Source organism: Flavobacterium sp. CSZ, from assembly GCF_015350725.1.
Lineage (GTDB): Bacteria > Bacteroidota > Bacteroidia > Flavobacteriales > Flavobacteriaceae > Flavobacterium.
The window spans coordinates 16,739-30,543 of record NZ_JADKPQ010000019.1 but is presented as its reverse complement, the minus strand read 5'-3'; the positions used below and the strand labels follow the sequence as shown (position 1 = coordinate 30,543).

The following is a 13,805-nucleotide window of genomic DNA, read 5'->3' as shown; positions in this document are numbered from 1 at the left end:
TCAAAAAAGCCCCGCTATTTGGGACTTTCTGTTTAGAATTAAATTGTTAGTTCTTAATAAATTTCATATCTGAACTTCCTTTATCCGACTTTACTTTTATAAAGTAACTGCCGGTTCTAAGCTTTGAAACATCAATATTAGAAACTGTTCTTGCATTTGGAACCGCAATTACCAGTTGCCCCAAAATATCATAAATTGCAAAGGATTGTATTTCTATATCCTGCTTAGTCCCAATATTCAAAATATCATGTGCAGGGTTTGGATAAAAAGTAAAATAATTTGAAAATTCAAAATCTTGAGTTCCTAATGTTTTAAATGTAGAAGTTGCTTTATTGGTTAAGATTGGGAAATTATAATCAAAATAAATATTAGCATCATTAGTAAATGAATCACCTACTTTTAAGGTTGGTTTTGTTTTAATTTTAAAAGCGACATAACCGTCATTACTATCGTCATCGAAAGGAAGATTGATGTTTTCAAAAATGAATTCTACTTTGTTTTCTTCTGAAATTTTAGTTGCAAATGAATGGCTTGAACTTGTTGGAATTAATGTTGATAGATCAAATTTAGATAAATCGATCATATCTTTTACTACTATATTCTGAGCCTTATAGGTTCCTGTGTTTTCAAAACGAATCATATAATGAACATATTCGCCAATTAAATTGGGGGTAATTACATCACCTTCAAGACACGTTTTATCGTTTGGATCGTGAGAAGCTACTACAATTTGATTTAAAGCAAAAGTATTATCTAAAGGAGTTTCATCTCTATCCTGAGATGTAACCGTTGTTGTGAATTTTAAAATGTCCCCTGCATTTACCGCAGGAGTTTCTGTTGGTTTGTTTACACTTATAGTAAATAAAATTTCTTTACTTTCGAAAGGTTTTAAATTACTAAAATTCCATTCTATATTATCAGCTTTTTTACTTGCTAATGATGTGTTTGAAGAAATGTAATCTAAAATATTATCATCAAATTTCAGATTAATAGAACCTGATAGTTCAATATTTCCTTTGTTTTTATAAACAATTTTATACATTGCATCAAAACCAGGTCTTGCCGGTTCTAAGGGAAGTAAAACAATTTCTAGATCCGGATGATTACCATTTGCTGTTATGCAAAAATTTTGAGCAACTGAACTTGTTTTAGCTGGAAAAGTTAGTGTAGCCGCTGTGGGAGAAATATTAAAATAGGTAGGTTTTTCTAAAATTGGAGTTATATTATGATTTCCTGCCTGAACCGGAATAGAATAATTTCCTGAGGCATTTGCAATAAAATTTCCATTTGTTATACCGTTTGCAATTTTAAAGTTTAGATATGGATAAACAATGTCCAAAGCGTCACAACCATTTTTGTTCATATCCAAACGAGTATTACCCTGAATAACATAAAAGGTACCTCCTGGAACAAAAGTACAATAAGAATTTACGTTACAAGTAGCTGAATAACCATATTGATCAATTTTACTCTGCACTAAGGCCAGATCTTCTTCGTCTGCGCAAACGTATACTAAATTATCATTGTTTTGAAAATCTAAAGTAGGCCATCTTAAATTATTACTTTTAATGAATAAACTTTTTAGTTCATTATTTTGACAACTTAAACCCTGCATCTTAGATAAAGCTGAAAGGTTCAAACTTGTTAATTTATTGTATTCACAAGATAAAAATTCTAAATTAGTTAAATTCGAAATATTTAAACTCGATAAATTATTATTAAAACACCTTAAATCTGTCAAAGCAGTTAAACCTGAAAGATCCAATTCAGCCAGTTGATTTTGATAACAATGTAAGTTTGTCAAATTTGTGCAACGTGTGGTATTTAAATTTATTAATTCATTATTTGTACAAAACAAACCTTGCAACCTAATTAAATTGGAAACATTTAAACTTGATAGTTTATTATAATCACATTTAATTTCTTGCAAATTGTTACATTCTAAGACACTTAAATTAGATAATTTATTAAAAAAGCAGCTTAATTTAAGTAAATTGACACAACCAGTCACATCTAAATTTGATAGTAAATTAGAATAACAATCCAAACGTTCTAATTTAACTAAATTCAAAACATTCAAACTTGACAGTAGATTATTGTTACAATAGATTTCTCTTAAATTATTTAAGCCTGAAGTATCTAAACTAGATAATTTATTATTTGGACAATATAAAGTTCTTAAATTAGTCAAATTCAAAACATTCAAACTTGTCAACTGATTATCATTACAGTGTAATTCTTGCAAATTAGTTAAACCCGAAATGTTAATACTTAATAATTGACTAGATCTGCAATTTAAACCCTTTAAATTAACTAAAGCCGAAACATTTAAGTCTGTTAATTTGCTAACGCCACAACTCAAATAAATAAGATTTGTAAAATTCTCAATACCACTTAAATCACTAATTGATGTACCGCTTACATCTAATCTTTTTATAGCTAGTGCTTCGCTAACTTCGATTTCACCATTATTATTGGTGTCTATTGGCTGATAAGATGAAACTGACCAAATACCATTAACAGTAATATAAAGCGGTGTTTGTGTCGATGCAATTGTATTATTAGAATTTGCAGCCAGCAACTTAGCTTTAAAATTAGCGTCAGGAAAATTAATAACCTGCGCATTCAAACCATTAAAAAAATATAAAAACAAAACCAAAGAGTAGATTTTTTTCATAAAGGGGTATTTTCGAACAAAAATAACTTTTTATGATTATAACACAACTTTTTTTGTTAAAACATATTAAAAGCAAAAGTATAAAGCAAAAAAAGTCCCACATTGCTGTGGGACTCTCTGTATTTAGATAAACTTAAGAATTATTTTTTCTCAGTTTTTTCCATTTTAGCTTTCAATGCAGCTAATACATCATTATTATCTCCTAAAGTTGCAGCTGGTGCATTTGTAGAAGAGTTAGATGAAGTATTTTCAGTTGCAGCTTTCACGTTTTTCTCTTCTTCTTCACGGAAGATAGCAGTGTGAGAAGCAACTACTCTTTTGAATTCTTTATTAAATTCGATTACTTTGAAATCAGCAGTATCACCTTTTTTCAATTTCTTTCCGTCTTCTTTTTCAAGGTGACGAGTAGGAATGAAAGCAACGATATCATCTCCGAATTCTACAGTAGCTCCTTTGTCAACGATTTCAGAAATTTCACCATTGTGGATAGTTCCTACAGCGAAAGAATCTTCGTATTGATCCCAAGGATTAGCAGTAGTTTGTTTGTGACCTAAAGATAATTTACGTCCTTCAACATCTAATTCTAATACAACTACATCAAGTTTCTCACCAACATTTACAAATTCAGATGGGTGTTTGATTTTCTTAGTCCAAGAAAGGTCAGAAATGTAGATTAATCCATCAATTCCTTCTTCTAATTCTACGAAAATACCAAAGTTTGTAAAGTTTCTAACGATACCTGTATGTTTAGAACCTACTGGGTATTTAGAAGTAATATCAGTCCATGGATCTTGAGTCAATTGTTTGATACCTAATGACATTTTACGGTCATCTCTATCTAAAGTTAAGATAACAGCCTCAACAACATCTCCAACTTTTACGAAATCCTGAGCAGAACGTAAATGAGTAGACCATGACATTTCAGAAACGTGAATTAAACCTTCAACACCTTCAGCAACTTCGATAAATGCACCGTAATCAGCGATTACAACTACTTTACCTTTTACTTTATCACCAATAGTTAAATTAGCATCTAAAGCATCCCATGGGTGAGCGTTTAATTGTTTCAATCCTAATTGAATTCTTGTTTTCTCATCATCGAAATCAAGGATTACAACGTTTAATTTTTGGTCTAATTCAAGAACTTCACTTGGGTGGTTGATTCTACTCCAAGAAAGGTCAGTAATGTGAATTAATCCGTCAACACCACCTAAGTCAATGAACACACCATAAGAAGTAATGTTTTTAACAACACCTTCTAATACTTGTCCTTTTTGTAATTGACCGATGATTTCTTTTTTCTGTACTTCGATATCAGCCTCGATAAGCGCTTTATGAGATACAACAACGTTTTTGAATTCGTGGTTAATTTTTACCACTTTGAATTCCATCATTTTGTTTACATATACATCGTAGTCTCTAATTGGCTTAACGTCAATTTGAGATCCTGGTAAGAAAGCTTCAATTCCAAAAACGTCAACGATCATACCACCTTTAGTTCTGCATTTTACAAAACCATTAACGATTTCTCCTGTTTCGTTTGCAGAAATAACTCTATCCCATGATTTAATAGTACGTGCTTTTCTGTGAGATAATACTAATTGACCTGTTTTGTCCTCACGGATGTCGATTAATACTTCTACTTTGTCACCAACTTTTAAGTTTGGGTTGTAACGGAATTCGTTTAAAGAAATAACACCTTCCGATTTTGCATTGATATCAACGATAACGTCTCTATCTGTAATTCTAACAACTACACCTTCAACTACTTCTTCTTGATCTGTAGCGATGAAAGTTTTTGATACTAAGTCTTCGAATTCTTGTAAGTTTTTCTCATCTACTGCATCGATACCTTCTTCGAAGTTATGCCAGTTAAAATTTGCTAAAAACTCTTCTTGTGATTTTAATTGTTCAGACATGCTGATAAAAAATTTGTATTCTGCTTTTCTTGAGTTTCATAAAGCGATAGAAAAAACAGAAGTTGTTTTACATAAATAGTTGATACCTAATGGAAACTCTTCTCTGCCAAAAGGTTTGCAAAATTAATACATTTATTTGTAATAGCAAAACAATTCGATATGATAATCAGTCTATTGTTCAGCAGCAGCAATTTTAAGGGTTTTCAAGACCTGAAGTCCCGCTTTCACTCTTATCTTTTATGGTGAACCCCACCATAAAAGGATAACCGCTCTATCGGGGGTATATTAGAGTTTTTATTGTTTTTAAGAACTTTAGATTCTTAAATTAGTTCTGTAACAAACCCGACAGGTTTACTACGCGTAACTATCCTTAGATAATTATTTATTTTCCACTTTTATTTTTTTCTCTACAAAAGAAATTATTTGTCGAAAGTTCTCTGTTCCTACTTCAATCTCTCCTAATATATAAGGCCGATAATCTTTAGTAATTAAAATAAGGTTATCTTCTTTAACAAAGTGAACACCAAAATTTTCCCAATCAGTAACTATTGTATGATTTTCAAAATTCATTATCCAGGATTTCTCCGTCAGTTCTAATGTAGCAATCTCTACATCTTTAAAACTATCATTATATTTTATTTTAGCACTCTCAAATTTCTTGTATTGTGATTTGATTTTCAAATAATAATAAACAAATGGAATAAAATTAGACAATCCAAAAATTAATAAAAAATAACCAATTCCAAATATATTTGGTCGATTATAAATTAAAGCAACTCCCGTTACAATTAAAAGGATACCTAAATATTGGGAGTTTTTATAATATGAAATCTTTCGTTTCCAGGTAATATCAAACAATAAATCCATTTGATTATTATAAACAACTTCATCAAAAACTAATTCGTACTTCATATTTATTTGTTTCCTTAATTCAAAACTGAAAAAGCGAATTTAAATAATAAGTTTTAATAGTTTAAATGATAATGGAAAATTTCAAAATTCTTACTTTTATATAATGCTTAGAACTCTCGACGAAATAAAACTACAAATAGATGCGTTCCATAAAAACGGACAAGTCATCAATGCTGTTTACTGGCTTTTGAAAAAATACAATCTCAACAACAAAAACTTAAAAGGATTCGAATTTAGAGAAAGCGCCAAGCCTGATTTTATCTTAATGACCACTGAAGGCGATTTTGGACAACCACAAATCATCCGAATTCCTAAAAATACTTTCGAATTTCCTTTAGAATTAATGCTTGTTTTAATTGCTCACGAAATGGTGCACGTGAATCAAAAAACTCAAAAGCCATATGTATTAGATAAAAATGAAAGAGAATGGCAGGCCTATTACGAAATGAATTTTCATACTCAGTTTCCACAAATTCCCCAAATATCCAACTTTCATAAAAAATTCTTCGCCAACAAAGCCCTCGAATACTACAACCGAATGGGAGAAGGTTCTGATCTGCAGCAAAAATATGCTCATCAAAAAAAGCAAGTCGAAGATTTGATCGCTTCTTTAAAATAACTTTATTTATTAATCAACAAAATAATAAATAAGTCCCAAAACCAAAATAAAAAACAAGGCAGACATAATTCTGGTACGTTTTTGTTGCCTATAATCAATACTATAGTTTTCCGGATCAATATAGTGATTCGGAAAAATAACAGGGTCAACAGTAATATCAGGACGATTATGTGCAACTCCTAATAAATATGTTCTTATCAACTCTAATCGATTTGCATAAAACATGGCAAAAAAAAGTCTTCCTAAAAAAGCGTCATTATGAACTATTACCTTATTATCAATCAAAACCGGCCAATAAAACTGATCGTATAATGATTTCATTGGTCTTGTCGATGTAATATCATATTTGGGAGGTTCAAAAACATGCTCCAGCTTTTCTCTTTTAGCAAAACTGCTCAAGGGTAAATCTTTGACAATTCTGTTATTAAATGTATTCAAATACCGAATTCCTTTTTGGTCGATTATAGTAGTGGTAGACATTTTTTTTCTGGAATAAATCAGCAATACTACTATACCTGCTAAAGCAATAAAAAAGATCAAAAACAAAAAAACGGAAGCAATTACATCTAACCCCATTTCTTCTTGGGAGCTAAAAAGTAAAAAGACAATTCCTGCAACGAAAAAAAGAACAAAACAGACCCAGAATAAACCAAAGATAAAATTCAGTAATACTATTGGTTTTGAGCTTATAGCCCTAAAAGGTGGAATTGTTTTTTCTTAACTGTGCATATTATACTCTAAAGATAAATAATCAAATATACATATAAACAAAAAAAAGAAAAGCCCGCTTTCGATAAATAGAAAGCGGGTTTTTAAATATAATTTATAAGCTTTTAATGACTCAAATTTTCTATTTCCTTAGGGTCATGTTTGTGTTTAAACAAAATCGCAAAAGCAATTGCGATAACCAACGCATAAGCTGCAAACGACAACCAGATCGTGTGCCAGTCTTTCATTAAAATTGGCTCTGCAAAAATTCCATCTCTAGTAATTGAATTCCCTTGTCCTTTTACAAAATCAAGCATTTTAGAATTTGTAGTTTCTGTTTGTAAAAATCCAGCTAATTCAGTTGTATTGCCAAATGATTTGGTAAAGAAGCGATCAATCGCCCAACCAGAGGTTAAACTTCCTAAGACAGCTCCTACTCCATTGGTCATCATCATGAATAATCCCTGAGCCGATGAACGTATTTTAGAATCGGTATTGCTTTCTACGAATAATGAACCTGAGATATTAAAGAAATCAAATGCCATACCGTATACAATACATGACATGATAATCATCCATAAACCTCCTACAGGATCTCCAAATGCAAATAACCCGAAACGCAACACCCAAGCCAGCATACTAATCAACATGACTTGTTTGATTCCAAAACGTCTTAAGAAAAACGGAATCGCCAAAATAAATAACGTTTCAGATACCTGAGAGATCGACATAATAATAGTCGAATACTGAATTACAAAAGAATCTGCATATTTAGGAAAATGTTTGAATTCATCTAAAAATACATCTCCGTAAGCATTTGTTAATTGCAAAGCACCTCCTAAAAACATAGAAAACACAAAGAACAAAGCCATTTTATAATTTCCAAATAACTTAAAAGCTTCTAAGCCTAAAGTTTCTGTTAATGTAGCATCTTCTTTTGTTAGACGTTGTGGTTTACATTTTGGCAATGTAAAAGCGTAAAATCCAAGAATCAACGCACCAACTCCGGCAATATAAAACTGATACTCTGTTGCCTTGCTTCCACTTAAATTAGTGATCCACATTGCAGCAATAAAGCCAATAGTTCCCCAAACACGAATTGGGGGAAAATCTTTTACTATGTTTTTATTATTTAATTTTAGCGAAGTATACGATATCGAATTACTCAATGCAATTGTAGGCATATAGCAACACATTGCAGCAAACATTACATATATAAAATTATCCGGTGTAGTAACTTGTGCGATACCAAATAAAACTAAGGCATAAATTATATGCAGGAAACCATATAATTTTTCAGCATTTACCCATCTGTCGGCAATGATTCCGGTAAGAGTAGGCATGAATAAAGAAGCAATTCCCATGGTTCCGAAGACAAGACCAAATTGGGTTCCTTCCCAATTTTTAGTTCCAAACCAATAATTTCCAATTGTTATAAGCCAGGCTCCCCAAACAAAAAATTGAAGAAAGCTCATTATAATCAACCTGTTTTTAATTCCCATATGATGAAATTGTCTTTTGAATAATAAATGAAGCGGTAAAACTACCATTAAAATAAATATCTACAAAAATTTAATTCGTTTTTACAACATCATTTACTAATTCTAAAACAGCAGCGAACTGTTCTTCTCTGCTTAAGTAAGAATTATCTATTTCTATGGCGTCATCTGCAATCACTAAAGGAGAATCTTCACGGTGTGTATCGATATGATCTCTTTCTACTACATTTTTCAAAACATCTTCATAAGATACGTTATCACCTTTTTGCTGTAATTCATCAAAACGTCTTTGTGCACGGGTCTCAGCGCTGGCTGTCATGAAAATTTTAAGTTCTGCATTCGGAAAAACAACTGTTCCTATATCCCTACCGTCCATTACAATTGCTGCGTTTTTTCCCATTTCTTGTTGTTGTTCTACCAATTTAGAACGTACTTCAGAAACTTCTGCTACTTTACTTACAAAATTAGAAACTTCAATAGTTCTGATTTGTTTTTCGACGTTCTCACCATTCAGGTATATTTCCCCAAAACCTAAATCAACATTAAACTTAAATTCCAGCTGAATTTTAGGTAACGATTCTTTTAAAGCATTTTTGTCAAAAAAATCAGCTCCAATAAACTGCTTTTGCATTGCAAAATAGGCAACTGCACGGTACATCGCTCCGGTATCGACATAAACATATTCAAGCTCTTTTGCTAATTGTTTTGCCAAAGTGCTTTTTCCTGTTGATGAGAATCCATCAATAGCAATGGTAATTTTTTTCATTTTTGTTTTTTAATTTAATTCAGTTATGCTTTTGCTGTACAAATTCAATTCTTCTCTGCATACTTCGTCATCGCACTTTCTAAAACATTCTGCGAATATAAAACACTATTGAATAGAAGTAAAAATAAAATATAGTATTTCATGAAATTTTAGTGAGAGAAGATTTAAAACAAGCACAAAAAAAATTATCAGTAAAAAAAAATATTTACTGATAATAGTATCATTTCAATGTGAAGTTTGTTTTTTTTTTCTTTTGGTATTAAGCCCCGTTTTTAATAGTAAACATCCAAAATAATTTTCGACTTTGAGTTGTCGATTATCTTTTCAATTCTTTTAAAAAATTGCTCGTTAACCATTGGACATCCATGACTATTACTGATATAATAATCCTGCTCTTCATAAGGGACAGCAGAGTAATAATGCAAAACAATAGCTCTTTTTAATGCATTATTATTTGTCTCGTCAAGGCCGTTTAGTTTATAAGATTTTCCGAATCCGCCTTTATAGCAGTTTTCGATAACATATCTTCCTAATGCGGTGCAGTTTGAATTTGGCGTATTGCTAAATCTTAAACTTCCCTTTACTCCGGTTTCAGATCCTGAACCATGAGCCACTAATCCCTGATCTAAAATTTTATTGTTTACAAGATCATAAACAAAAAAACGATTTTTACCTGACGGTATTCTCATGTCTACAAAAAATGCAATTTTAGTATTGTACTTAGGATCAATACTAATCATGTTTTTTATTTCGCTTATTCTGGTATTCATTCTCTCTAGTTCAAGAGTAGACATGACTTCTTTTTTATAGTAGTGCTTTGTACCCGTAAAAAACCCTACAGTCATGAACAAAAACAAACTGAATATTTTCATATAATTATTGAAAATTTAAAATTAGACCAAAAAGACTTGTATTAGCTGCCAATGTATATCTTGAATACGAATAATTAAACTTAAACTTATTCATTTTTAAACCAAACCCTAGTGAGATTCCTGAAAAATTACGTTGTTCGTCAATCCTTAATTCTTCTCCTCTTCTAAAATTATATCCTAAACGCAAATTAAATGCCTTCTTGGGGAAAAGTTCCAATCCAAAAACAACATGTCGCAAAGCATTATTTACAAACGAAACTTTCTCGTTACTTGTTGATCCATCAATATTGGTTTCGCCACGAACGGGATTCGAAAAAGAGATGTTCCATTGTTGCAAATTCTCTAAAGTAAGATGCCAACGAATAGGTACATGTTCTAATTCTTGCGAAACACCAGCAATGATTTCAAAGGGCAAATTCTCTTGTATTCCTGAATAAGTAGTAAACTGTGTTCCTATATTTCGAAATACTAGGGCCAAATTTACATTATTTTTTTGAATTTCATACATAATTCCCACATCAATTGCACCACCAATCGAATTATAACTTTCTAGAGTTGAAGTTATTAACTTAGCATTAGCTCCAATATGCAGGTCTGTAAAAGGAATATTATAAGCGTAACCCAGGGAAAGAGCGCCTTCACTCCCTGTAAAATCTGATGTTACCTGACCATTTTCGTCATAACCTTCAAACGAACCATAGTTTACATAACTTATTCCTGCGTAAAATGTTTGCACATGTCGATCGTAAGTATAAGCATAAGAAGCTGTTCCGTAAGAGGCTTCTCCGTAGTAATTACCATAATTCATTGCAAGGTGATTGTCCATATCTTCGTTTAAAGCTGCCGGATTAGACATCGCCTGATTGACATCTTCATCATAAATCGTTATATTTTTCCCTCCTAACGCTGCCTGCCTTGGTGACGTCGTTAAATTAAGAAACTGATAAGTGTAACGCCCTCCTATTTGCCCGAAAGAAACGGAACAAATTAACATAAATAAAAGTAAAACGAATCGTTTCAACATGCTTTTGGGGCGAATCCTATATGGGAATAACGCAACTGCGAAGATAAAATTATATAACTTATAAAAAATAAAAAAACTCCAAATTTAAAATTCCTAATTATAACTAAATTCCAATCTTTTGAAATTCCAAATTCCAATTGTAAGTGAGACCAAATTAAATAAAAATTCTAAAACTGAAATAGGTTCAAAAATAAAAAATTCCAAACTCCAAAACTGAGTTATCAGATTGGAATTTGGAATTTTAAAATATTAAAATTTAACTTTAAAATTTTATTTTAAAATTTTTGCGTTCTTAACACTTTGATCTGTTATAGCCAAAGCCAGAACTTCGCTCATTTCTTTTACGTAATGAAAAGTCAGACCTTCAAGATATTCTGCTTTGATTTCATCGATGTCACTTTTGTTTTCATGACATAAAATGATTTCTTTGATATTGGCTCTTTTTGCTGCCAGGATTTTTTCTTTGATTCCGCCCACTGGTAAAACTTTTCCACGAAGCGTGATTTCACCTGTCATAGCCAGACTTTTCTTTATTTTCTTTTGCGTTAGTAAAGAAACCAAAGAAGTTAACATCGCAATACCCGCACTTGGACCGTCTTTTGGCGTTGCACCTTCCGGAACGTGTAAGTGAATGTTATATTTTTGAAACAGTGCTACATCCAATCCTAATTTCTTAGCATTGGCCTTAATATATTCTAAAGCAATCGTAGCCGATTCTTTCATGACATTACCCAAATTACCGGTAATTGTCAGCGAACCTTTTCCTTCTGATATTAAAGATTCGATAAACAAAATATCTCCGCCAACACTTGTCCAGGCCAAACCCGTAACAACTCCTGCAACATCATTATTTTCGTATTTATCGCGCTCTAATCTTGGTACACCCAAAACTTTTACGATATCTTCATCACTAACTTTTTTATTGTACTCCTCTTCCATTGCAACTGATTTTGCTGCGTTACGAATCACCTGCGCAATTTTAGTTTCTAAGTTACGAACACCAGATTCGCGTGTATAACCTTCTACGATTTTCTCTAATTGTTTTTTACCAATCGTTAAATCTTTAGCAGTTAGTCCGTGTGCTTCTAGTTGTTTTGGAAAAAGGTGTCTTTTTGCGATTTCTACTTTTTCTTCAATTGTATAACCTGACATCTTAATTACTTCCATTCTGTCACGTAAAGCCGGCTGAATAGTTGCCATATTGTTAGATGTCGCAATAAACATTACTTTCGATAAATCATACCCCATTTCAAGGAAATTATCATAAAAAGCATTGTTTTGTTCCGGATCTAGAACTTCTAATAAAGCCGAAGACGGATCACCGCTGTTTCCGCTAGAAAGTTTATCTATTTCATCTAAAATAAAAACAGGATTTGATGTTCCGGCTTTCTTTAAACTCTGAATAATCCTTCCCGGCATTGCACCAATATACGTCTTTCTGTGTCCGCGAATCTCTGCTTCGTCACGTAATCCACCTAATGAAATTCGAACATATTCACGACCTAAGGCTTCTGCAACTGAGCGTCCAATAGATGTTTTACCAACTCCCGGAGGTCCTGTTAAACATATAATTGGCGATTTCATATCGTTACGAAGTTTCAACACAGCCAAATGTTCGATCATTCTTTTCTTAACCTCTTCAAGTCCAAAATGATCTTTATCTAATATTTTCTGAGCATGTTTCAAATCGAATTTATCTTTCGAATATTCGCCCCAAGGCAATTCTAAAAACAATTCTAAGTAATTACGCTGAATTCCAAAATCAGGTGATTGCGGATTCATACGGCGCATTTTAGACAATTCTTTTTCGAAATGTTTCTGCGTTTTTTCGTCCCATTTTTTGGTTTTCGCTTTCAGTCCCATTTCGTCCATTTCCTCCTCTTGCGAAACGCCACCCAATTCTTCCTGAATGGTTTTCATTTGCTGATGAAGGAAATATTCACGTTGTTGCTGATCTAAATCAAAACGAACTTTTGACTGAATGTCATTTTTCAATTCTAACTTTTGCAGCTCAACGTTCATATAACGCAAAGTTTCAAGCGCTCTGTCTTTTAATCCGTTTATCGATAATAGACCTTGTTTTTCTTTTACCGACAAATTCATATTCGAAGAAACAAAATTGATCAAAAACGACTGGCTTTCAATATTTTTAATCGCAAAAGTAGCTTCTGAAGGAATGTTTGGACTTTCCTTTATGATTTGAATGGCCAATTCTTTTACAGAATCTAAAATAGCTGTAAACTCAGTATCGTTTTCTTCAGGACGATCTTCCGAAACTTCTTTTATTGTTGCAGTAATATAAGGCTCTTCTGAAACAACTTCGTCTATCTCAAAACGTTTTTTTCCTTGCAAGATAACCGTAACATTTCCGTCAGGCATTTTTAAAACGCGCAGAATTCTTGCTACAGTTCCTATTTTATGAATATCATCTTTTGATGGATCTTCGTCTTCCTCATTAATTTGAGAAACTACTCCAATGATCTTTCCGCCGGCATTCGCATCGTTTATTAATTTAATCGATTTGTCTCTTCCTGCAGAAATAGGAATAACAACTCCCGGAAATAAAACAGTATTACGTAAAGGCAAAATAGGTAATGAAAGAGGAAGCTCCTCATTGTTCATTTCCTCTTCGTCTTCTGGAGTTAATAATGGAATCAATTCTGCTTCTGAATCAAATTCTTGAAGTGACAGATTGTCAATTGTGAGTATTTTATGGTTTGACATAATAGTATATAAGTCGTTTTGTCATTAAAATTTTAATACTAACTGCAAATGTAGTCTTAGATTCATTAATTTGTAATAAAAATAT

The 13,805-nt window shown here is 32.0% G+C and carries 10 protein-coding genes; 1 reads left to right on the top strand and 9 read right to left on the bottom strand.

The genetic code is table 11. From position 1 onward, the window contains the following. Window positions 1-46 precede the first annotated feature (46 nt). The 3 genes from IRZ78_RS19780 to IRZ78_RS19770 all read right to left on the bottom strand — a co-directional run bounded on the left by IRZ78_RS19780 (window position 47) and on the right by IRZ78_RS19770 (window position 5,508). The gene (locus IRZ78_RS19780) at window positions 47-2,677 is read right to left on the bottom strand and encodes a leucine-rich repeat domain-containing protein (RefSeq protein WP_194618162.1); all 2,631 of its coding nucleotides are present in this window, start codon (window positions 2,675-2,677) and stop codon (window positions 47-49) included. A 140-nt stretch (window positions 2,678-2,817) separates the two neighbouring features. Further along, the gene (rpsA, locus tag IRZ78_RS19775) at window positions 2,818-4,596 is read right to left on the bottom strand and encodes a 30S ribosomal protein S1 (protein ID WP_056253708.1); all 1,779 of its coding nucleotides are present in this window, start codon (window positions 4,594-4,596) and stop codon (window positions 2,818-2,820) included. A gap of 378 nt (window positions 4,597-4,974) precedes the next feature. Then, window positions 4,975-5,508, bottom strand: coding sequence for a hypothetical protein (locus tag IRZ78_RS19770; RefSeq protein WP_194618161.1), 534 nt, complete (start codon window positions 5,506-5,508; stop codon window positions 4,975-4,977). 103 nt (window positions 5,509-5,611) lie between these two features. Between IRZ78_RS19770 and IRZ78_RS19765 the strand changes: the two genes are divergently transcribed. Continuing rightward, entirely contained in the window at window positions 5,612-6,127 is a 516-nt protein-coding gene (locus IRZ78_RS19765) for a hypothetical protein (RefSeq protein WP_194618160.1), read from the top strand. Window positions 6,128-6,136: 9 nt separating this feature from the next. Here IRZ78_RS19765 and IRZ78_RS19760 read toward each other — a convergent pair whose 3' ends face one another. From IRZ78_RS19760 to lon, 6 genes are all read right to left on the bottom strand, one after another. Continuing rightward, on the bottom strand, window positions 6,137-6,703 hold the full coding sequence (locus IRZ78_RS19760) for a hypothetical protein (RefSeq protein ID WP_194618159.1): 567 nt from the start codon (window positions 6,701-6,703) through the stop codon (window positions 6,137-6,139). Window positions 6,704-6,960: 257 nt separating this feature from the next. Beyond that, window positions 6,961-8,337, bottom strand: a complete 1,377-nt coding sequence (locus tag IRZ78_RS19755; RefSeq protein ID WP_194618247.1) for a nucleoside permease — start codon at window positions 8,335-8,337, stop codon at window positions 6,961-6,963. A gap of 70 nt (window positions 8,338-8,407) precedes the next feature. Further along, window positions 8,408-9,100: a (d)CMP kinase gene (gene cmk, locus IRZ78_RS19750; protein ID WP_194618158.1), complete on the bottom strand. Its 693-nt coding sequence runs from the start codon at window positions 9,098-9,100 to the stop codon at window positions 8,408-8,410. Window positions 9,101-9,372: 272 nt separating this feature from the next. After that, a complete protein-coding gene (locus IRZ78_RS19745; protein WP_194618157.1) occupies window positions 9,373-9,972 on the bottom strand; it encodes a murein L,D-transpeptidase catalytic domain-containing protein in 600 nt (199 codons plus the stop codon). A gap of 4 nt (window positions 9,973-9,976) precedes the next feature. After that, complete coding sequence (gene porQ / locus IRZ78_RS19740) at window positions 9,977-10,996, bottom strand: type IX secretion system protein PorQ (protein ID WP_194618156.1); 1,020 nt, start codon at window positions 10,994-10,996, stop codon at window positions 9,977-9,979. Window positions 10,997-11,266: 270 nt separating this feature from the next. Then, window positions 11,267-13,720, bottom strand: coding sequence for an endopeptidase La (lon, locus tag IRZ78_RS19735; RefSeq protein ID WP_194618155.1), 2,454 nt, complete (start codon window positions 13,718-13,720; stop codon window positions 11,267-11,269). Between the last annotated feature and the right edge of the window lie 85 nt (window positions 13,721-13,805).

Excerpts from the sequence above, each read along its gene's own strand:
- lon (WP_194618155.1), bottom strand. The coding sequence starts at position 13,720 with ATGTCAAACCATAAAATACTCACAATTGACAATCTGTCACTTCAAGAA.
- cmk (WP_194618158.1), bottom strand. The coding sequence starts at position 9,100 with ATGAAAAAAATTACCATTGCTATTGATGGATTCTCATCAACAGGAAAA.
- IRZ78_RS19780 (WP_194618162.1), bottom strand. The coding sequence starts at position 2,677 with ATGAAAAAAATCTACTCTTTGGTTTTGTTTTTATATTTTTTTAATGGT.
- IRZ78_RS19755 (WP_194618247.1), bottom strand. The coding sequence starts at position 8,337 with ATGGGAATTAAAAACAGGTTGATTATAATGAGCTTTCTTCAATTTTTT.
- porQ (WP_194618156.1), bottom strand. The coding sequence starts at position 10,996 with ATGTTGAAACGATTCGTTTTACTTTTATTTATGTTAATTTGTTCCGTT.
- IRZ78_RS19765 (WP_194618160.1), top strand. The coding sequence starts at position 5,612 with ATGCTTAGAACTCTCGACGAAATAAAACTACAAATAGATGCGTTCCAT.
- IRZ78_RS19760 (WP_194618159.1), bottom strand. The coding sequence starts at position 6,703 with ATGGGGTTAGATGTAATTGCTTCCGTTTTTTTGTTTTTGATCTTTTTT.
- IRZ78_RS19770 (WP_194618161.1), bottom strand. The coding sequence starts at position 5,508 with ATGAAGTACGAATTAGTTTTTGATGAAGTTGTTTATAATAATCAAATG.
- rpsA (WP_056253708.1), bottom strand. The coding sequence starts at position 4,596 with ATGTCTGAACAATTAAAATCACAAGAAGAGTTTTTAGCAAATTTTAAC.
- IRZ78_RS19745 (WP_194618157.1), bottom strand. The coding sequence starts at position 9,972 with ATGAAAATATTCAGTTTGTTTTTGTTCATGACTGTAGGGTTTTTTACG.